Raw genomic sequence first — 19,094 nt, forward strand, 5'->3', positions numbered from 1 at the left:
GTCGCCTACTTCGGCAGCGCCTTGACCTCGCGGTCCCATTTGGCGAGCAGCCGCGTGCGCTCGGCCGAGGAGCCGTATTTGACGAAGTCGTAGTCGATCAGCTTCATCTCAGACATCTTCGGCGATTGCGGCGGCACCGGCGCATTCTTGTTCGACGGCACCTGATAGGATTTCGCCGGTCCGGCGAGCCCTTGCGCGGCGGGCGTCAGCGCCCAGTCGTAGAACTTCTTGGCGTTGTCGAGATTGCGCGCGCCCTTGACGATCGACATCGAGCCGATCTCGTAGCCCGTGCCCTCGCAGGGCGCGACCGGCTTGATCGGATCGCCCTGCACCGCGAAGACGACGGCGTCGTGGATGAAGACGATGCCGACGGCGGTCTCGCCCAGGCTCGTCGCCTTGGCCGGCGCAGCGCCCGACTTGGTGTATTGGTTGACGTTCTTGTGCAGGGCCTTGAGGTAGTCGAAGGCCTTGTCTTCCCCCATCAGCTGCACCATCGTCGCCAGCAGGTTGTAGGCGGTGCCTGACGAGTTGGGGTCGGCGACCTGGACGTCATCCTTCAGCTTGGGGTCGAGCAGATCGGCCCAGCATTTAGGCTCGGCCATGCCCTTGGACTTGATCTGCTGGGTGTTGAAGCCGAAGCCGAGCGCGCCGGCATAGATGCCGATCGAGCGCTGCTTGGCGGCCTTCCACTGCGAAATCGCCCAGCCGTTCAGATCCTTGTTGGCGGGCGATTCATATTCCTGTGTCAGCCCCTCCTCGGCTGCCTGGAGATGCGGGTCGCCCGTGCCGCCCCACCAGATGTCGCCGCGCGGATTGGCCGATTCCGCCTTGAGCTGGGCATAGATCTCGCCCGCCGATTTGCGCGTCATCGCAACCTTGATGCCGGTCTCCTTCTCGAAGGCGGTCGACATGGCGCGGCACCATTCCTCCTGCACGCCGCAATACATCACCAGCGCGCCTTGTGCCTTCGCTGGAGAGGTTGCCAATGGCGAAGCGGCGGCAACAGCGGCGAACACTCCGGCGGCAAGCCAGGATTGGGTCTTCATGGTCGTCCTCCCTGGTCGAACGTTTCGTTCGTTGTTTTGTCGTTGGCTGAACTCTGACGGCTTTCGCGCAAAGATCAACGGATCAGTTGCTGGCTAAAAAATTCCGCTGATCGCCCTCACCGCGCCGGCGAGCGCTGGCGTGCAGCACAGGACCGGGTTACCCTTGGCGATGGCGTCCCCGGTGAAGAAATCATTGAGCACGGCACCGGCCTCGCCCGCGATGACGACGCCTGCCGCGACGTCCCAGGCATTGATGTGCAATTCGACATAGGCCTCAGTGCGGCCATTCGCGACATGGCAAAGCCCGAGCGCGCCGGAACCCGAGCGCTTGACCGATGCGCCTGCCGCCAGGCCACGCCCGACCATGGCGAGATAGTCGGCTGCGGGAATGCGGGTCGACCAGCCCATCTCGACATAAGCGCGCGTGATGTCGTTTGCCCCCGAAACCTGGATCGGCTGCCCGTTCATGGTCGCGCCGCGCCCGCGCCGGCCGAGATAGACCTCGTCCAGGGCCGGAGCCGCGATGATGCCGATCTCCGGCACGCCTTGGCTCAGGAAGCCGATCGAGATGCACCAGTTGCGGTCGCCACGTGCGAAATTCGAGGTGCCGTCGATCGGGTCGATGATCCAGACCGCGTCGGAATTCTCGCCGCCGCCCTCCTCGCCGATGACGGCATCCGAAGGAAACAGCACGCCGAGGCGCTGGCGCAGAAAATCCTCGACCGCGCCATCGGCGACAGTGAGCCAGTCCTGCGCGCCCTTCATGGTGACGCCGAGGCTGTCGCGCTTGCGGAAATAGTCGAGCGCCATCCGGCTCGCCTCGGTGACGAGGCCGAGCACGGCATATTGGCGAAGGTCGAGTTCGGCAGGCGACATGGTCAATTCGCCTCCAGCGCAACGGCGACAGGCTTGCCCGTGCGCGCCGACTCCGTGGCGGCATCGGCCAGGATCTGGGCCTTGAGGCCGTCGAGACCCGACGGCCTTGCCGCCGTTCCGCCCCGGCAGGCGGCGATGAAGGCCTCGAGCTCGGCGCGATAGGCCGCCGCATAGCGCTCGAGGAAGAAGTTCTGCACGGGATCCGCGCGAAAGCCGGCAACGGTCGCACTCTCGACCGTGGTCTCGTGGATATTGCCGGCGCGCAGCATGCCCTTGGAGCCATGCACCTCGATGCGCTGGTCATAGCCATAGGTGGCGCGCCGAGAATTCGAGATCTGCGCGATCCGGCCCGAGGCGGTCTTCATCAGCACGGCAGCGGTGTCGACATCGCCGGCCTGCCCGATCGCCGGATCGACCAATGCCGAACCCAGCGCGAAAACCTCGACCGGCTCCTCGGCCAGGAGGAAGCGCGCCATGTCGAAATCATGGATCATCATGTCGCGGAACAGCCCGCCCGAACGAGAGACATACTCGACCGGCGGCGGCGAAGGATCGCGCGAGATCACGCTGACGATCTCGATTGCGCCGGCCTCGCCTGCGCGCAGGCGGCGTTCAAGCGCCGCGAAACTGGGGTCGAAGCGGCGGTTGAAGCCGATCATCAACGGCTTGCCGGTCTGCGAGACCTGCTTCAGGCAGCGACGGATTCGCTGTGCATCGAGATCGACCGGCTTCTCGCAGAACACCGCCTTGCCGGCCGAGACGGCCGCTTCGATGAGATCGGCATGGGTGTCGGTCGGCGTGCAGATCAAAATGGCGTCGATGCTGGCGTCGGCCAGAATGGCGTCGATGCCGGCGACATGCGCGCCCGTCCCCGCCGCCAGCGCGGAGGCCGCCTCGTTCGAGGCGTCGGCGACCGCGACCAGCGCGGCATCCGCCCGCGCCGCGACATTCAGTCCGTGAATGCGGCCGATCCGCCCGGCGCCCAGCAATCCAAATCGCATCGTCGTCATTGTCCTATGGTCAAGCTTCGTGTCGTCGAGCCCGCATCAATCATGCGCGCCAAGATCAGTCATGCGCACCCAGAATCGTCTGGTCGAAATCGATATTGGAGCCGGTCATCAGGCCCGATTCGCCCGACGCCAGATAGGCCACCGCCTTGGCGACCTCGCGCGGATCGAGCAACCGGCCGAAGGGCTGCTTGCGCGCCGCCTCGTCGAGCCAGCCATCCCTTGCATCATGACGCAGCCGCATGATCGCGTCCTCGCCCGGCGTCGCCATCCAGCCGATATTGAGGCCGTTGACCCGGATGCGCTGCTCAAGCAGGCCGAAGGCGGCATTCTTGGTCAAGGCGGCGAGCGCCGCCTTGGAAACGCTGTAGGCGGAGAGGAAAGGCTGGCCGCCATGGGCCGACATCGACTGGATGTTGACGATCGCGCCTTCGATACCGAGCCGCGCCATCGCCTCCGCCGCATCCTGGATCAGGAAAAAGGGCGCGCGCAGATTCACCGCCATGATGCGCTCATAGAGCTCGGGCGTGGTGTCGAGGATCGTGCCACGGTCGGTGTCACCTGCGGCATTGACCAGGATATCGATGCGCCCGAAGGCGGCCTCGGCTGCCGGCACGATCGCCTTCACCGCGGCGAGATCGGCGAGATCAGCCTCATGAAAACGGACATCGCAGCCCGCGCCACGCAGCGACGCCGCCACGGCTTCGCCGCGCACCCGGTTGCGGCCGGTCAGCAGCAGGCCGGCGATGCCGCGCGCCGCGAATTCGCGCGCAATTGCCTCGCCCAGCCCCTGGCTGCCACCGGTCACGACGGCGAGCTTGCCCGTCAGATCCCTGCTGAAGGCATCACGGTTCGGCACCTGGCGTCACACTCCCATGCGCATCATTTTGATATGAGCGGATTGTTTTTCTCGTAGATTGGAATAAACATTCCGCCCGCCGGCTTACGAAGTCAAGGCCGTGCCCAAGCGGGAAACGCATGCCAGCCGAGCCACAGCCAGCCTCGCCGATCAAGGACTTCGACGGCTTCGTCGCGCTGCTGCGCCAGCGCCGGCCGATGCTGCCGAAGCGCCTGAAGCAGGTCGCCGACCACGCTCTCGCCCATCTCGACGACATGGCCTTCGGCTCGACGGCGCAGATCGCCGAACGCGCCGGCGTGCAGGCCTCGACCCTGGTGCGTTTCGCCCAGGCGCTCGACTATTCCGGCTTCAGCGAAATGCAGGAGGTCTTCCGCTCGCGCCTGCGCCGCCAGGTCGTCGACCATCGCGAGCGGCTGGCGGCGCTGCGCGGCACGCAAGCGGCGACAGGCGGTGCCGCAGCGCTGCTCGAGGGCTTCGTCCATGCCAGCGAAACCTCGCTGACGCAGGTCAAGGCCGCGATCCGGTCTGCCGATCTCGAAGCCGCCGTGACCCTGCTGGCCGGAGCCCGGACGATCGTGCTGGTCGGCGCCAGACGCATGTTCCCGGTCGTCTCCTATCTCGCCTACGCTTTCGGCAAGCTCGGCATCCGCGCCGTGCTGGTCGACAATGTCGCGGGGCTGGGGCCCGAGCAGGCAGCGATCGCCGGCCCGGGCGACGTCGTGCTCGCGGTGAGCTACGCGCCCTATGCCGCCATGACCGTCGAGATCGCGGCAGCCGCGCATCAGCGCGGTGTGCCCGTGCTCGCCCTGACCGACAGCGCGCTCAGCCCGCTCGCCGAGAATTGCCGCCTCTGGCTCGAGGTCGCCGAGGCCGATTACGGCGCCTTTCGCTCGGTCGCCGCGACCTTCGCGGTGGCGATGACGCTGGCCGTCGCGACGGCCGAGAAATCCGGCCTCTCGGCCGACCCTGACCTCGATCGATAGAACCTAAGGCCTCACATGCCGACAGCCGCCTCCGACACGACGCTCGACGTCATCGCCATCGGCCGCTCCTCGGTCGATCTCTACGGCCAGCAGATCGGCGGCCGGCTGGAGGATATGGGGACCTTCGTCAAGGCCGTCGGCGGCTGCCCGACCAATATCGCCATCGGCACGGCGCGGCTCGGGTTGAAATCGGCGGTGATCACCCGCGTCGGCGACGAGCAGATGGGCCGTTTCATCCTCGAGCAGCTCGAGCGCGAAGGCGTCGAGACGAAAGGCGTCGTCACCGACCCCAAGCGCCTGACTGCACTGGTGATCCTGGGCGTGCGCGACGAGAAGACCTTTCCGCTGATCTTCTACCGCAGCGACTGCGCCGATGCGGCCCTGCATGAGAGCGAGATCAATGAGGCCTTCATCGCCTCGGCCAAGGCGATCGTCGTGACGGGGACGCATTTTGCGCTGCCCGATGCCGCCGCGGCACAGAAAAAGGCTATCCGCTTCGCCCGCAAGCATGGCCGCAAGGTCGTGTTCGATGTCGATTACCGGCCCAATCTCTGGGGCCTGGCAGGCCATGCCGCCGGGGAGGAACGCTATGTCCGTTCCGACAATGTGACGCGGCATTTGCAGGAGATCCTGCCGGATTGCGACCTGATCGTCGGTACCGAGGAGGAGCTCCACGCCGCCGGCGGCTCCGAGGATACGCTCACCGCCATCCGCACGATCCGCAGCTTGAGCACTGCGACCATCGTCTGCAAGCGCGGGCCGATGGGTTGCGTGGTCTTCACAGGCGCGATCCCCGCCTCGATCGAGGACGGCATCAAGGGGCCGGGCTTTCCTGTCGAGGTCTATAATGTGCTGGGCGCCGGCGACGCCTTCATGTCCGGCTTCCTGCGCGGTTTTCTGCGTGACGAGCCGATCGAGACCTGTTGCGCCTGGGCCAATGCATGCGGCGCCTTCGCGGTCTCGCGGCTGCTCTGTTCGCCGGAAAGCCCGACCTTCCCGGAGCTGCAATATTTCCTGAAGCATGGCTCGCAGCATCGCGCGCTGCGCCACGACGCCGAGATCAACCACGTCCATTGGGCGACGACGCGCCGGCCCCAGCCCGCCGGCATCATGGCGCTCGCCATCGACCATCGTGCCCAGCTGGAGAACATGGCCGACGCCGTGGGCGCACCGCGCGAGCGCATCGCCACCTTCAAGACGCTCGCGGTCGCGGCCGCCGCGCGCGTCGCGGCCGGGCGCCAAGGCTTCGGCATGCTGATCGACGGCAAGCATGGCCGCGAGGCGCTGTTCCGGGCCTGCGACCACGATTTCTGGATCGCGCGCCCGCTCGAATTGCCCGGCTCGCGGCCGTTGGAGCTCGAGACGGATGCGACCGGCTCGCTGGGGGCGACACTGGCGGAATGGCCGATGGATCACATCGCCAAATGCCTGTGCTTCTACCACCCGGACGACCCTGCCGAGCTCAAGGCCGCGCAGGAGGCCGTGCTGAAGCGCGTTGCGCTGGCCTGCCGGCAGGTCGGGCGCGAATTGCTGGTCGAGATCATCGCCTCCAAGCACGGCCCGCTGCATGACGACACCACGGCGCAGGTGATGGAACGGCTCTACGCCATCGGCATCCGGCCCGATTGGTGGAAGCTGGAAACCCAGCCCTCGCCCGCCGCCTGGCAAGCGATCGACAATGTGATCGCGACACGCGATCCCCATTGCCGCGGCGTATTGCTGCTCGGGCTCGACGCGCCGGAGGACATCGTCATGCAGGCCTTCCGGGGCTCGCGAAATGCCGCCTCGGTCAAGGGCTTCGCGGTCGGGCGCACCATCTTCGGCGAGGTGGCGCGCGCATGGCTTTCGGGCACGATCGACGACGAAGCCGCGACCGCGCGGATGGCACAGAATTTCGGCAAGCTGGCCGCTGCCTGGGAAAGCCGGTGAGGAGACAGCCGATGGCCAAGATCAGGCTCACCATGGCGCAGGCGCTGGTCAAGGCGCTTGCCGCGCAGAAAACGGTGATCGACGGGCAGACGCTGCCGCTCTTCGCAGGTGTCTGGGCGATCTTCGGTCACGGCAATGTCGCGGGCCTCGGCGAGGCGCTCCATGGCGCACGCGATGTACTGCCGACCTTCCGCGCCCATAACGAACAGGCGATGGCGCATGCGGCGATCGCCTTCGCCAAGGCCTCCCGCCGGCGCCGGATGATGGCGGTCACCAGCTCCATCGGCCCCGGCGCGACCAATATGGTCACCGCCGCCGCAGTCGCCCATGTCAATCGCCTGCCGCTGCTGCTGCTGCCGGGCGATGTCTTCGCCGGACGCCGGCCCGACCCGGTGCTGCAGCAAATCGAGGATTTCGGTGATGGTACCGTCTCGGCCAATGACTGCTTCAAGCCGGTCTCGCGCTATTTCGATCGGCTGACCCGGCCCGAGCAATTGATACCGGCTTTCGAGCACGCCATGGCCGTCCTCACCGATCCAGCCGAATGCGGGCCGGTGACGCTTTGCCTGTGCCAGGATGTACAGGCCGAGGCCTTTGATTATCCGGAAGGCTTCTTCGCCGAGCGCATCTGGACGCCGCGCCGCCAGCGGCCGGACGAAGTCGAGCTGGCAGAAGCCGCCGCGCTGCTCAAGGCCGCGAAAAAGCCCTTCGTCGTGGTCGGTGGTGGCGTGCTCTATGGCGAGGCCGAAGTCGAACTCGCCCGCTTCTGCGAAGCGCATGGGCTGCCGGCAGCCGAGACGCAGGCCGGCAAGAGCGCCCTGCCCTTCGACCATCCGCTCAATCTCGGCGCGATCGGCGTCACCGGGACCGGCGCGGCCAATGCCATGGCGGGAGAGGCCGATCTCGTGCTCGCCATCGGTACGCGCCTGCAGGACTTCACCACCGGATCCTGGTCGCTCTTCGCCAACCCCGCCTGCCGCATCATCGGGCTGAACGTGCAGGCCTTCGACGCGGGCAAGCAGCGCGCCCAACCGCTCCTCTGCGATGCCCGCGCCGGGCTTGCCGAGCTCGATGCGGCACTTGCAGGCCATCGCGCGCCCGAGGCCTGGGCGGCGCAGGCGAAGGCCGCAAAGACCGACTGGCTCGCCATCGCCGCGCGCTACACCGCCGCCGGCAACGCGGCTCTGCCGAGCGATGCGCAGGTGCTGGGCGCCGTGCAGCGCTGGAGCAAGCCTTCCGATGTCGTGGTCTGCGCCGCCGGCGGCTTGCCGGGCGAGCTGCACAAGCTCTGGCAGGCCGGCGCGCCCGGCGGCTACCATATGGAATACGGCTATTCCTGCATGGGTTACGAGATCGCCGGCGGGCTCGGCGTCAAGATGGCCGACCCCGCCCGCGAGGTCGTCGTCATGCTCGGCGACGGCTCCTATCTGATGATGAACTCCGAGATCGCCACCTCGGTGATGCTGGGGCTGAAGCTCACCATCGTCGTGCTCGATAATCGCGGGTTTGGCTGCATCAACCGGTTGCAGGGCGCGACCGGCGGCGCCCCCTTCAACAACCTCCTGGCCGACAGTCGTCACGAGACGCTGCCGGCAATCGATTTCGCCGCGCACGCCGCCTCGCTCGGTGCGGTCTCGCGCAAGGTGGTAAGCCTTGCCGAACTCGACGAGGCGCTGGGCGAAAGCAGGGCACATGACCGCACCAGCGTCGTCGTGATCGACACCGACCCGATGATCTCGACCGATGCCGGCGGGCATTGGTGGGATGTCGCGGTGCCCGAGATTTCGACGCGGGCCGAGGTCGCTCGGGCTCGCCAACGCTATGACGACGCGCTCAAGGCGCGACCATGATCAAATACCACCGTCATTGCGAGCGAAGCGAAGCAATCCAGGGGGGTGCGTGAGACTCCTGGATTGCTTCGCTTCGCTCGCAATGACGGGGCCCCTGCCTCTCTCTGATCACCTCGAAGATTACGGAACCAACGACATGCCTATCCGCATCGGCGCCAACCCTATCGGCTGGTCGAATGACGACCTGCAGGAGATCGGCGGCGCGACCTCGCTCGAAACCTGCCTAAGCGAGGCCCGCGAGGCCGGCTTTGAGGGCATGGAACTCGGCCATAAATTCCCGCGCGAACCCGCCGCACTCAAGGCCGCGCTCGCGCCCTTCGGCATGGCCTGCATCTCGGGCTGGTACTCCGCCGAATTGCTGCTGCGCGACGCCGATGCGGAAATGATCCAGCTGCGGCCGCATCTCGATCTGCTCAAGGCGATGGGCTCGAATGTCCTGGTTTTCGCCGAGACCTCGAACGCGATCCATGGCGACCGCAGCAAGCCGCTCTCGCAGCGGCCTGTGCTGGCAGCGGGCGACTGGGCGCAATTCGGCAAGCGGATCACCGAGGTCGCCGAGCGCACCCTCGCTGAGGGCGTCAGGCTGGTCTACCACCACCATATGGGCACGATCGTGGAGAGCGAGGCCGATATCGACGCCTTCATGGCGGCAACCGGCGAGGCCGTGCATCTCCTGCTCGACACAGGCCACGCGACCTGGGGCGGGGCCGATCCGGCCGCGCTCGCCGCGCGCTATCGCGAGCGGATCAGCCATGTCCATGCCAAGGATGTGCGCAAAGGCGTGATGGAGCAGGCCAGGGCCGGCGGCTGGAGCTTCCTCGATGCCGTCCTTGGCCAGGGCAGCGATCTCGGCGTCTACACCGTGCCCGGCGACGGCATGGTCGATTATCCCGCCGTCTTCCGCGCCCTGCCCGGCTATTCCGGCTGGGTCGTGGTCGAGGCCGAACAGGACCCTGAGAAGGCCCATCCCCTGACCTATGCCAAGAGGGGCGTCGCCCATCTGAGGCTGAGCCTGAAGGAGGCCGGGCTCGCCTGAGCCGGAGCACATCATGTCGAAACTGCTCGTCAAACCCGCCGCACCCGATTCACAGGGCCGCATCCACAATGTCACGCCGGCATCGGCCGGCTGGGTCCATGTCGGCTTCGAGGTCTACAAGCTCGCTGACGGTCAGAGCCTGGCGAAGGAGACGGGCGATCGCGAGAGCTGCATCGTCCTGCTCGCGGGCAAAGTCGCGGCCAGCGCGGGCGGCACGGAGTTCGGCACGATCGGCGGCCGCAAGTCCCCCTTCGAGCCCGACCCCTGGTCGCTTTATGTGCCGGCCGGAACGTCCTGGAGCCTCACGGCTGAAGGCGCCTGCGAAGTGGCTGTGTGCTCGGCCCCGGGCAAGCCGGGGCTCAAGCCACGCGTCATCGCACCCAGGGATGTCGGCTGCCTGACGCGCGGCCAGGGCACGAACACCCGCCATGTCCGCAACATCCTGCCGGAGACCGAGCCTGCCGAAAGCCTGCTCGTGGTCGAGGTGATCACGCCCTCCGGCTCTTGGTCGAGCTATCCGCCGCACAAGCACGACCGGGACGCGCTGCCGCGGGAATCGCTCCTGGAAGAGACCTATTACCACCGCCTCTCGCCACCGCAGGGTTTCGCCCTCCAGCGCGTCTACACCGACGACCGCTCGCTCGACGAAACGCTCGCGGCCGAGGATGGCGACGTCGTGCTCGTGCCCAGGGGCTACCATCCGGTCGCCGCGCCGCATGGCTACGAGCTGTATTATCTCAACGTCATGGCGGGGCCGAAGCGGGTCTGGAAATTCGCCAACGACCCCGCCCATGAATGGATGCTGGAGAGCTGAGCAAGGCTGTCTGGAAACCTTCTGAGCCCTTGTCCTTCGAGACGCCGCTTACGCGGCTCCTCAGGATGAGGGCTGGTGTTTCCAAATGGGCTCTGAGCGAATCGGCTCCACCCGGCAAGGCAACAAGGAAGCGAGCCGAATTCTGCGCGAGCGCCTCAGTTGACCCGGCGCTTTTCGAGCTTCCGCGCCAGCGTCCGGCGATGCATCCCAAGCCGCCGGGCGGTTTCGGAGATGTTGAAGTCCGTCTCGACCAGGGTTTCGTGAATGCGCTCCCATTCGAGGTTCTTCAGCGAGGTCGGCCGCTGCGAAAGCGGCACCTCCGCATTGCCGGTCGATTTCTCGAAGGCCGCCTCGATATCGTCGCCATTGGACGGCTTCGCGAGATAGTGGCAGGCGCCGAGCTTGATCGCCTCGACCGCTGTGGCGATGCTGGCGAAGCCGGTCAGCACCACGATCTTCATCAGCGGATCGTGCCCGTGCAGCAGCTTGATGCATTCCAGGCCGGTGCCGCCGGCGAGCTTGAGGTCGACGACGGCATAGCCCGGGGACGTGGCCGCCAGCAGGTCCTGCAGGCCGGCGACGCCGTCGCAGGACAAGACCAGGTAGCCGCGCCGCTCGAAGGAACGGCGCAAGGCACGCGCGAAGGAGGGGTCGTCCTCGACGATCAGGAGCGTGCGCTCAGGCTGCATCGGCGGCTCCCGGAGAAAGGCTCGCCAGCGGCAGCGCCAGCGTGACATGGGCGCCGCGGCCGATGCGGTTGCGCGCCGTCACCGTGCCGCCGAGCTTGCGCAGCACATTGACGACGAGAAAGAGCCCCAGCCCGCTGCCGGGGCGCTGCTTGGTCGAGCGATAGGGCTGGCCGAGCTCGGCGAGGATCGTCGGGTCGAAGCCCGGTCCGGCGTCGTCCACCGCGATGAGCAGTTCGTCGCCACGCCGACCGATGGTGACTGCGACCCAATGCGGCGAGGCCTCGAGCGCATTGTCGAAGACGTTGAAGATGACCTGCTTCAGCGCCGGGTCGGAGACGATGCTGTCGTCGGGGCTGAAGCGGTTGTCATAGTCGAGCACAATGGGCGAGCGATGCGAGCGCCACTCCGCGACCAGACCATCGACGAAACCATTGACCGTGGTCTTGACCGGCCCCTCGCCGCGCGCCTCGCCGGAGGACATCAGGATGCCGGTGACGATCGATTTGCAGCGGTCGATCTGGCTCTGCATCTCGCTGGCCTCTTGGAGGAGATCGGGATCGCTCCTGAAGGCGGGCATGCGCTGCCAGTCGTTCAGGATGACCGAGAGCGTCGCCAGTGGCGTGCCGAGTTCATGGGCTGCGCCCGAGGCCAGCAGGCCCATCCTGACGATATGGTCTTCCTCCGCCGCGCGCTGGCGCAGATCGGCGAGGTGAAAATCCCGGATGCGCAGGTTGCGGTTGATCCGCGCGATGAAGAAGACAAGCAGGCTCGCCGCCAGCACGAAGCAGACGAACATGCCCTGAATGTGCAGCGTCAGGAGCTCTCCGGCCAATTCCGGCGGGAGCACGAGCGGCCGGTAGAAGAAGATCAACCCGATGAAGCAGCCGCTGGCGACGACGACCAGAAGCCTGGCCGCCCAGACCTCGAGCAGCACGGCGCCCAGCGCGATCTGCAGGAGGTAGAGCGAGATGAAGGGATTGCTCGCACCGCCGCTGAGATAGAGCTGGATCGTCAGCGCGGTGACGTCGAGCAGCAGTTCGGCGACGAGCTCGCCATGGTTGATCTCGGTGTTCTGCCGATGGCGCAGCAGGCTGACGACGTTGAGACCGACCAGGAACAGGATGATGCCGACCATCTGCGGCACCGGCAAGGCGATGCCGAACCAGAGCTGCACGATCAGCATGGTCGGCACCTGCCCGCCGACGGCGAACCAGCGCAGCTGCACGAGCAGCAGCAGGTTTTTCCGGCTTGTGGTGTTTTGAACGCTAATGCTCGTTCTCCACTGCGCGCCGCAGCCGGCACTCGCCGCGAATGACGAAGGTCGCCGCCGCGGCGAGCATGAGCGCCAGCGCGAACCAGGTCAGCGCATAGACGAGATGATTATTCGCAAAGCGCAGCACTGTCAGCCCACCGACGGGAAAGCCCGCCGGACCCTGCGTCGCATCGGCGTCGATGAAATAGGGTGCGACCTCGCCAAGACCACGCTCGCCGAGACCGCGCGCTGCGGCGATCGCAGCGATATCGCGTGAATACCAGCGATCGGCGACGGGATCGTTATGGCGCAGGAAGCCGCCTCCCGGTTCGCTCAGGCGCAGGAGCCCCGTGACCGTGATTTGCGCGGCTGGGACTTGCGCGATTGTGACCTGGCCGCCCGACGCAGAGGCGGCCCCAGTCAATTGATTGCGTTGCTCCGGCGTGACGAAGCCGCGATTGACCAGCACCGTGAAGCCCGCATCGGTGCGCAGCGGCGTCATGAGCCAGTAGCCGCCGCCACGCTCCGTCACCGCCTGCACGAAGGTTTCGCGATCGCGCTGGAAAAGCCCGCTCAGCCGCACCCGCCGGTATTCGTCGGCCGCGCTCGCCGCCCAGGCCGCCCAGGCCGCCGGGCCGGGAGCAGGCACCGGCTCCGCATGGATGCGGCTCTCGACGCGGGCGATCAGCGCCTGCTTCCAGCCAAGGCGCTGCACCTGCCAGATGCCGAGCGCCAGGAAGCCCAGAACGCCGATGAGGGCGACAATGCCGAGACAAACGAGCAGGCCCATCGCGCGCGGCCCGCGCCCCCGCCCGCTCGCCGTCCGCTCGTCATCGTCACGCGCACGCTCGCCCGGCGTGGCAGGCACTGCCTGCCGCCTGGCCGGGCGCATCACTGCATCTGGCTCATATCGTGGCCGGGCATCATGTTGGCGTTGAGGTGGTACATCACCCAGAGCGAGCCGGTGAGCGCGATGACCACGAGGATGATCGTGAAGATCAGCGCCAGCATCGTCCAGCCCCCTTCCGAGCGGCCGTTCATGTGCAGGAAGAAGACCATATGCACGACGATCTGGACCACGGCGAAGGCCATGATGACGATTGCCGTCGCCTGCTTGTTGTCCAGGACGTTGTTCATGACCAGCCAGAACGGGATCGCGGTCAGCACGACCGAGAGCAGGAAGCCGGTCAGATAGCCGCGAAACGAACCATGCGCCTGGGCGTGATCGCCGTGACCGCCGTGATCGCCATGCGCTTCGGAGCTCATCGCAGCATTCCCGTGAGATAGACGAAGGTGAAGACGCCGATCCAGACGACGTCGAGGAAGTGCCAGAACATGCTCAGGCACATCAGGCGGCGGCGGTTGGCGGCAATCAACCCGTGCTTGGCGACCTGCACCATCAGCGTCACCAGCCAGACCGTGCCGAAGGTCACGTGCAGGCCGTGGGTTCCAACGAGGGTGAAAAAGGCCGAGAGGAAGGCGCTGCGCTGCGGTGTCGCGCCGATCTCGATCAGATGGTGGAACTCGTAGAGCTCGATGCTGAGGAAGGCGAGGCCGAACAGGCCGGTGACCGCCAGCCAGATCTGGGTCGCGGCGACGCGGCCCTTCTCCATGGTCAGCATGGCGAAGCCATAGGTGATCGATGAGAGCAGCAGCATCGTCGTGTTCAGCGCGACCAGCGGCAGCTCGAACAGATCCTTGGGCGAAGGCCCCGCGGCATAGTTCGCGCCGAGCACCCCATAGATCGCAAACAGCACTGCGAAGATGAGACAGTCACTCATCAGATAGATCCAGAAGCCGAGCGCGGTGCTCGAGCCTTCGGGATGATCGTGCTCGTCCTTCAAGTAGAACACGGTCTCGGCGTTGGCAGTCTCGGCGTCGTGCCGCGCGGCGATATCGGCTGTCGTCATGGCTCAGGCTCCCGCGCCGGCCAGGAGGCGGGTACGCTCAGCTTCCGTGCGCACCACCTCCTCGACAGGGATGTGGAAATCGCGGTGGTAGTTGAAGGTGTGGGCGATCGCCACGACGAGCAGCGCCACGAAGCCGAGCGCGGCCAGCCACCACATGTACCAGATCAGGCCGAAGGCGACGGCCATGCTCAGGCCGGCGAGAATGATCCCGGTCGGCGTGTTGCTCGGCATGTGGATCGGCCGGTAGCCGTCGAGCGGGCGCTGATAGCCACGGCGCTTCATGTCCGACCAGGCATCGTTGTCATGGATGACCGGCGTGAAGGCGAAATTATAGGCCGGCGGCGGCGAAGACGTCGCCCATTCCAGCGTCCTGCCGTCCCAGGGGTCGCCGGTCGTCTCGCGCAGCTTGTCCCGTCTGAGGACGCTGACGCCGATCTGCACGAGGAAGGAGACGATGCCGAGCAGGATCAGGAAGGCGCCGAAGCCCGCGATGACGAACCAGATCTGCAGGGACGGATCGTCGAAGACGCGCATCCGGCGCGTCACCCCCATCAGGCCCAGAATGTAGAGCGGCATGAAGGCGAACCAGAAGCCCACCACCCAGAACCAGAAGGAGAGCTTGCCCCAGAACGGATCGAGCTTGAAGCCGAAGGCCTTGGGCCACCAGTAGACGATGCCGGCGAAGAGCCCGAAGAGCACGCCGCCGATGATGACGTTGTGGAAATGGGCGACCAGGAACAGGCTGTTGTGCAGCACGAAGTCGGCCGGCGGCACCGCCAGCAGCACGCCCGTCATGCCGCCGACCGTGAAGGTCAGCATGAAGGCGAGCGTCCACATCATCGGCAGTTCGAAGCGGATGCGGCCGCGATACATCGTGAACAGCCAGTTGAAGATCTTGGCGCCCGTCGGGATCGAGATGATCATCGTCGTGATCCCGAAGAAGGAATTCACGCTCGCTCCGGAGCCCATCGTGAAGAAATGGTGCAGCCAGACCAGATAGGACAGGATGGTGATGACGACGGTGGCGTAGACCATCGAGGTGTAGCCGAAGAGGCGCTTGCCCGAGAAGGTCGAGGTCACCTCCGAGAAGATGCCGAAGGCCGGCAGGATCAGGATGTAGACCTCCGGATGGCCCCAGATCCAGATCAGGTTCACATACATCATCGGGCTGCCGCCGAAGTCGTTCGTGAAGAAGTTGGTGCCGGCATAACGGTCGAGCGAGAGCAGCGCGAGGACCGCCGTCAGCACCGGGAAAGCCGCGACGATCAGGACGTTGGTGCATAGGGACGTCCAGGTGAAGACGGGCATCTTCATCATCGTCATGCCCGGGGCCCGCATCTTCACGATGGTGCAGACGAGGTTGATGCCCGACAGCAGCGTGCCGATACCGGCGACCTGCAACGCCCATATGTAATAGTCGACCCCGACATCGGGGCTGTAGCCGATGCCCGAGAGCGGTGGATAGGCGAGCCAGCCGGTGCGCGCGAATTCGCCGACGAAGAGCGACATCATGACGAGGACGGCGCCCGCCGTCGTCATCCAGAAGCTGAAATTGTTGAGGAAGGGAAAGGAGACGTCGCGCGCGCCGATCTGCAGCGGCACGACGAAGTTCATCAGCCCGGTGACCATCGGCATCGCCACGAAGAAGATCATGATCACGCCATGGGCGGTGAAGACCTGATCGTAGTGATGCGCGGTGAGGTAGCCTTCCGAGCCGTTGAAGGCCATGGCCTGCTGCAGGCGCATCATGATCGCGTCGGCAAAGCCGCGCAGAAGCATGACGAGGCCGAGCACCATGTACATGATGCCGATCTTCTTGTGGTCCACGCTGGTGAACCATTCGCGCCAGAGATAGCCCCAGACACGAAAATAGGTCAGCGCGCCGACAACGACGATGCCGCCGAGCACGACTGCGGCGAAGGTCACGAGCAGGATCGGCTCGTGCAGCGGGAACGACTCCAGCGTCAACCGGCCGAAGATCATCTTGAGGAGAGCGGAAGCGTCAGGCAACGGACTATCTCGCTTCAGGAATTGGATGGGCGGCCCGGGCCGGACAGCAGCAGCGAATCCAGGCGACGGAGCGAGAGATTGGGCAGGGGCAGGCCGGCGCCGCGGATCGAGGTCGAGGTCGAGGTCGAAGTCCCCTTGGGCGGAACCGGCGTCATCGGCGCCGGCGCTTGCGCCTGCATCGCCGCGGCCTCCTCGATGGTGCAGACGCTGAGCACATAGCTCGGCTCCACGCCGAAGACCGCGCCCCGCCGGGCATATTTGTCATAGGAGAGCGGCAGCGTATTGGCGATGCCGGCCAAGCCGAGCCCGCCCTTGGCATCGACCGCGGCCATCTCGTTCATGCACATCTTGCCGGGCTCGACGCACATGTTGAGGATGGCGTTGAAGAGCTTCGGGTCGACATTCGCATAACGGCGCACCGGATCGTTCTCGCTCGGCCGCTCCAGCTGCAGATAACTGGCGCGATCGAGCGGCCCGCCAGCCGCCTTCGCCTGCGCGATCCAGCCGTCGAAATCGGCCTCCGACAGCCCGTGGAAGGCGAAGCGCATGCCGGAGAAGCCGGCGCCGCTATAATTGGCCGAGAAGCCCTGATAGCGGCCGGGCCGGTTGATCACCCCATGGAGCCGCGTCTGCATGCCCGCCATCGCATAGATCTGGCCGGCGAGAGCGGGAACGTAGAAGGAGTTCATCACCGAAGACGAGGTGATGCGGAAGCTGATCGGCCGGTCGACCGGGGCTGCGAGCTCGTTGACGGTCGCGACCCCGTATTCCGGGTAGATGAACAGCCATTTCCAGTCGAGCGCGACGACGTTGACCTCGAGCGGCTTGGCCGTCTGCGGGACGGGACGGCCGGCCGCGATGCGCCCGAGCTGGCGATAGGGATCGAGCAGATGGGTGCCCATCCAGGTCAGCGCGCCCAAGCAGATGATGATCAGCAGCGGCGCCGACCAGATCACCAGTTCGAGCCCGGTCGAGTGATCCCAGTCGGGCTCGTAGCGCGCCTCCTTGTTGGAGTGCCGATAGCGCCAGGCGAAGAAGACCGTGAGCGCCATCACCGGTATGATGATCAGCAGCATCAGGATGGTCGAGATGACGACGAGGTCGCGCTGCTGCGCAGCCACATCCCCCGCCGGAGCGAGCACGACGAAATTGCAGCCGCCCAATAGCGCGAGCAGCGGCAATACGGCGATGATCCGGAAACGGCTCACGGCACCAACCTGTCAGCGTTAATCTGTCAGGATGAGCGCTAGCGGCTGAGCGTCAAGCGGAACATTGGACAATTTGCCCAATCCTCGCCTAGCCTGTCATGAGTCAGAAGGGCATGAGTGAAAAGCGGACTGCCGTCAGGCTGCGGGCCGGCGGATCGCCAAACGATGCGAGCTCGGGCGCACATGTCAACGACACCAACGACAGCGGAACGCGACGCCAGGATCGTCAACGCGCGCCACGGCGAGATCAATCCGGGCGAGATCGCGATCGGCGTCGTCATCGGCCGGACCTCCGAGTTCTTCGATTTCTTCGTCTACGCGATCGCATCGGTGATCGTGTTCCCCAAGCTCGTCTTCCCCTATTTGGATCCGCTGACCGGCACGCTGTATTCCTTCGCGATCTTCGCCCTGGCTTTCGTGGCGCGCCCACTCGGCACCGTCATCTTCATGGCGGTCGACCGCGCCTATGGCAAAAGCGCCAAGCTGACGATCGCGCTGTTCCTGCTCGGCACCTCGACCGTGGCCATCGCCTTCCTGCCGGGTTACGAGCAGATCGGCGCGGCCTCGATCTGGCTTCTGGCGCTGGCGCGCATCGGCCAGGGCATCGCGCTCGGCGGCACCTGGGACGGGCTGGCCTCGCTGCTCGCCCTCAACGCCCCAGACAAATATCGCGGCTGGTATGCGATGATCCCGCAGCTCGGCGCACCGCTCGGGCTCATCGTGGCGAGCGTGCTCTTCGCCTTCTTCGTCGGCAATCTCTCGGCCGAGGATTTCTTCAGCTGGGGCTGGCGCTACCCGTTCTTCGTCGCCTTCGCGATCAATGTCGTGGCCCTGTTCGCCCGGCTGCGCATGGTCGCCACGCCGGACTACCAAAAGCTGTTCGAGAACCGCGATCTCCACCCCGCACGCATCCGCGACACGCTGCGCAGCCAGGGCGGCAGCGTGTTGATCGGCGCCTTCGCGCCGCTGGCGAGCTTTGCCATGTTCCACATGGTCACGGTCTTCCCGCTGTCCTGGGTCTTCCTGTTCACGCAGGAGGGGCCGGCGCGCTTCCTGATCATCGAAGCCGTCGGCGCCGTCTTCGGCATCGCGGCGATCGTCGCCTCCGGCCTGATCGCGGACAGTATCGGACGGCGTTCCCTGCTCGGCGGCTGCGCGGTGGCGATCGCCGTCTTCAGCGGGTTCGCGCCGCAATTGCTCGATGGCGGCGTGATCGGCGAGACGGTCTTCATGATCGTCGGCTTCGTGCTGCTCGGTCTCTCCTTCGGCCAGTCCTCCGGCGCCGTGGCCTCGAGCTTCTCGCCGGGCTTTCGCTATACCGGCTCGGCACTGACCTCGGATCTTGCCTGGCTCTTCGGCGCGGGCTTCGCCCCGCTTGCGGCCCTCTTGCTCTCGACCCAGTTCGGTCTGATTTCCGCGGGCGCCTATCTGCTCTCGGGCGCGGCCTGCACCTTGGTCGCGCTGCGCCTCAACCAGAGATGGGAGAGACGCAAACCCGAGGCTCCGCAAGTCTGACGAAGCCGGCAGCTCGGCGGAGCCGCTCGTCTTCGCTTACGAAAAACCGATTCCTGCCTCGAAATTCTCCCCATCTTCGCCAGGATTCCGCCGCACTTCATTCAATCCCG

The 19,094-nt window shown here is 66.0% G+C and carries 17 protein-coding genes; 6 read left to right on the top strand and 11 right to left on the bottom strand.

Annotated features, from left to right (window positions below; genetic code table 11):
• Positions 1–5: 5 nt before the first annotated feature.
• The 4 genes from BMZ97_RS14050 to BMZ97_RS14065 all read right to left on the bottom strand — a co-directional run bounded on the left by BMZ97_RS14050 (position 6) and on the right by BMZ97_RS14065 (position 3,788).
• Positions 6–1,046, bottom strand: a complete 1,041-nt coding sequence (locus tag BMZ97_RS14050) for an ABC transporter substrate-binding protein (RefSeq protein ID WP_092170327.1) — start codon at positions 1,044–1,046, stop codon at positions 6–8.
• A 93-nt stretch (positions 1,047–1,139) separates the two neighbouring features.
• Complete coding sequence (locus BMZ97_RS14055) at positions 1,140–1,922, bottom strand: inositol monophosphatase family protein (protein ID WP_092170329.1); 783 nt, start codon at positions 1,920–1,922, stop codon at positions 1,140–1,142.
• A gap of 2 nt (positions 1,923–1,924) precedes the next feature.
• Positions 1,925–2,923 (bottom strand): inositol 2-dehydrogenase, encoded by a 999-nt coding sequence (iolG, locus tag BMZ97_RS14060; protein ID WP_092171428.1) that lies wholly within the window; start codon positions 2,921–2,923, stop codon positions 1,925–1,927.
• A 64-nt stretch (positions 2,924–2,987) separates the two neighbouring features.
• Entirely contained in the window at positions 2,988–3,788 is an 801-nt protein-coding gene (locus BMZ97_RS14065) for an SDR family oxidoreductase (RefSeq protein WP_092170332.1), read from the bottom strand.
• Between the two features lie 119 nt (positions 3,789–3,907).
• Here BMZ97_RS14065 and BMZ97_RS14070 point away from each other — a divergent pair, with 119 nt between their 5' ends.
• The 5 genes from BMZ97_RS14070 (at position 3,908) to iolB (ending at position 10,400) form a co-directional block, all read left to right on the top strand.
• Positions 3,908–4,771 (top strand): MurR/RpiR family transcriptional regulator, encoded by an 864-nt coding sequence (locus BMZ97_RS14070; protein ID WP_092170335.1) that lies wholly within the window; start codon positions 3,908–3,910, stop codon positions 4,769–4,771.
• A 15-nt stretch (positions 4,772–4,786) separates the two neighbouring features.
• On the top strand, positions 4,787–6,700 hold the full coding sequence (gene iolC / locus BMZ97_RS14075) for a bifunctional 5-dehydro-2-deoxygluconokinase/5-dehydro-2-deoxyphosphogluconate aldolase (RefSeq protein ID WP_092170339.1): 1,914 nt from the start codon (positions 4,787–4,789) through the stop codon (positions 6,698–6,700).
• An 11-nt stretch (positions 6,701–6,711) separates the two neighbouring features.
• Positions 6,712–8,550 (top strand): 3D-(3,5/4)-trihydroxycyclohexane-1,2-dione acylhydrolase (decyclizing), encoded by a 1,839-nt coding sequence (gene iolD / locus BMZ97_RS14080; protein ID WP_092170341.1) that lies wholly within the window; start codon positions 6,712–6,714, stop codon positions 8,548–8,550.
• Positions 8,551–8,686: 136 nt separating this feature from the next.
• Positions 8,687–9,586 carry a myo-inosose-2 dehydratase gene (iolE, locus tag BMZ97_RS14085; RefSeq protein WP_092170344.1) on the top strand — a complete coding sequence of 300 codons (900 nt, stop codon included), beginning with the start codon at positions 8,687–8,689 and terminating at the stop codon, positions 9,584–9,586.
• A gap of 13 nt (positions 9,587–9,599) precedes the next feature.
• Positions 9,600–10,400 carry a 5-deoxy-glucuronate isomerase gene (gene iolB / locus BMZ97_RS14090; protein WP_092170347.1) on the top strand — a complete coding sequence of 267 codons (801 nt, stop codon included), beginning with the start codon at positions 9,600–9,602 and terminating at the stop codon, positions 10,398–10,400.
• 155 nt (positions 10,401–10,555) lie between these two features.
• On the opposite strand, the gene BMZ97_RS14095 is transcribed toward iolB, so the two are convergent.
• The 7 genes from BMZ97_RS14095 to cyoA form a co-directional block, all read right to left on the bottom strand.
• Positions 10,556–11,089, bottom strand: coding sequence for a response regulator transcription factor (locus BMZ97_RS14095; RefSeq protein ID WP_092170350.1), 534 nt, complete (start codon positions 11,087–11,089; stop codon positions 10,556–10,558).
• Complete coding sequence (locus BMZ97_RS14100) at positions 11,079–12,314, bottom strand: ATP-binding protein (protein WP_244546407.1); 1,236 nt, start codon at positions 12,312–12,314, stop codon at positions 11,079–11,081. The genes BMZ97_RS14095 and BMZ97_RS14100 overlap by 11 nt, the downstream gene beginning before the upstream one ends.
• 40 nt (positions 12,315–12,354) lie before the next feature.
• On the bottom strand, positions 12,355–13,131 hold the full coding sequence (locus BMZ97_RS14105) for an SURF1 family protein (RefSeq protein WP_175525584.1): 777 nt from the start codon (positions 13,129–13,131) through the stop codon (positions 12,355–12,357).
• A 101-nt stretch (positions 13,132–13,232) separates the two neighbouring features.
• Positions 13,233–13,607 carry a cytochrome o ubiquinol oxidase subunit IV gene (gene cyoD, locus BMZ97_RS14110; RefSeq protein ID WP_092170353.1) on the bottom strand — a complete coding sequence of 125 codons (375 nt, stop codon included), beginning with the start codon at positions 13,605–13,607 and terminating at the stop codon, positions 13,233–13,235.
• Complete coding sequence (gene cyoC / locus BMZ97_RS14115) at positions 13,604–14,251, bottom strand: cytochrome o ubiquinol oxidase subunit III (protein ID WP_092170356.1); 648 nt, start codon at positions 14,249–14,251, stop codon at positions 13,604–13,606. The genes cyoD and cyoC overlap by 4 nt, the downstream gene beginning before the upstream one ends.
• Before the next feature lie 3 nt (positions 14,252–14,254).
• Positions 14,255–16,261, bottom strand: coding sequence for a cytochrome o ubiquinol oxidase subunit I (cyoB, locus tag BMZ97_RS14120; RefSeq protein ID WP_092170358.1), 2,007 nt, complete (start codon positions 16,259–16,261; stop codon positions 14,255–14,257).
• Positions 16,262–16,275: 14 nt separating this feature from the next.
• Positions 16,276–17,469, bottom strand: coding sequence for a ubiquinol oxidase subunit II (gene cyoA, locus BMZ97_RS14125; RefSeq protein ID WP_092170361.1), 1,194 nt, complete (start codon positions 17,467–17,469; stop codon positions 16,276–16,278).
• 183 nt (positions 17,470–17,652) lie between these two features.
• On the opposite strand from cyoA, the gene BMZ97_RS14130 reads away from it, so the two are divergent.
• The gene (locus BMZ97_RS14130; protein WP_092170363.1) at positions 17,653–18,984 is read left to right on the top strand and encodes an MFS transporter; all 1,332 of its coding nucleotides are present in this window, start codon (positions 17,653–17,655) and stop codon (positions 18,982–18,984) included.
• The last annotated feature ends 110 nt before the right edge of the window (positions 18,985–19,094 follow it).

The organism is Allobosea sp. OK403 (assembly GCF_900113835.1).
GTDB lineage: Bacteria > Pseudomonadota > Alphaproteobacteria > Rhizobiales > Beijerinckiaceae > Allobosea.

Excerpts from the sequence above, each read along its gene's own strand:
- BMZ97_RS14050 (WP_092170327.1), bottom strand. The coding sequence starts at position 1,046 with ATGAAGACCCAATCCTGGCTTGCCGCCGGAGTGTTCGCCGCTGTTGCC.
- BMZ97_RS14055 (WP_092170329.1), bottom strand. The coding sequence starts at position 1,922 with ATGTCGCCTGCCGAACTCGACCTTCGCCAATATGCCGTGCTCGGCCTC.
- iolG (WP_092171428.1), bottom strand. The coding sequence starts at position 2,923 with ATGCGATTTGGATTGCTGGGCGCCGGGCGGATCGGCCGCATTCACGGA.
- BMZ97_RS14070 (WP_092170335.1), top strand. The coding sequence starts at position 3,908 with ATGCCAGCCGAGCCACAGCCAGCCTCGCCGATCAAGGACTTCGACGGC.
- iolC (WP_092170339.1), top strand. The coding sequence starts at position 4,787 with ATGCCGACAGCCGCCTCCGACACGACGCTCGACGTCATCGCCATCGGC.
- iolD (WP_092170341.1), top strand. The coding sequence starts at position 6,712 with ATGGCCAAGATCAGGCTCACCATGGCGCAGGCGCTGGTCAAGGCGCTT.
- iolE (WP_092170344.1), top strand. The coding sequence starts at position 8,687 with ATGCCTATCCGCATCGGCGCCAACCCTATCGGCTGGTCGAATGACGAC.
- iolB (WP_092170347.1), top strand. The coding sequence starts at position 9,600 with ATGTCGAAACTGCTCGTCAAACCCGCCGCACCCGATTCACAGGGCCGC.
- BMZ97_RS14095 (WP_092170350.1), bottom strand. The coding sequence starts at position 11,089 with ATGCAGCCTGAGCGCACGCTCCTGATCGTCGAGGACGACCCCTCCTTC.
- BMZ97_RS14105 (WP_175525584.1), bottom strand. The coding sequence starts at position 13,131 with ATGGGCCTGCTCGTTTGTCTCGGCATTGTCGCCCTCATCGGCGTTCTG.
- cyoD (WP_092170353.1), bottom strand. The coding sequence starts at position 13,607 with ATGAGCTCCGAAGCGCATGGCGATCACGGCGGTCACGGCGATCACGCC.
- cyoC (WP_092170356.1), bottom strand. The coding sequence starts at position 14,251 with ATGACGACAGCCGATATCGCCGCGCGGCACGACGCCGAGACTGCCAAC.
- BMZ97_RS14130 (WP_092170363.1), top strand. The coding sequence starts at position 17,653 with ATGTCAACGACACCAACGACAGCGGAACGCGACGCCAGGATCGTCAAC.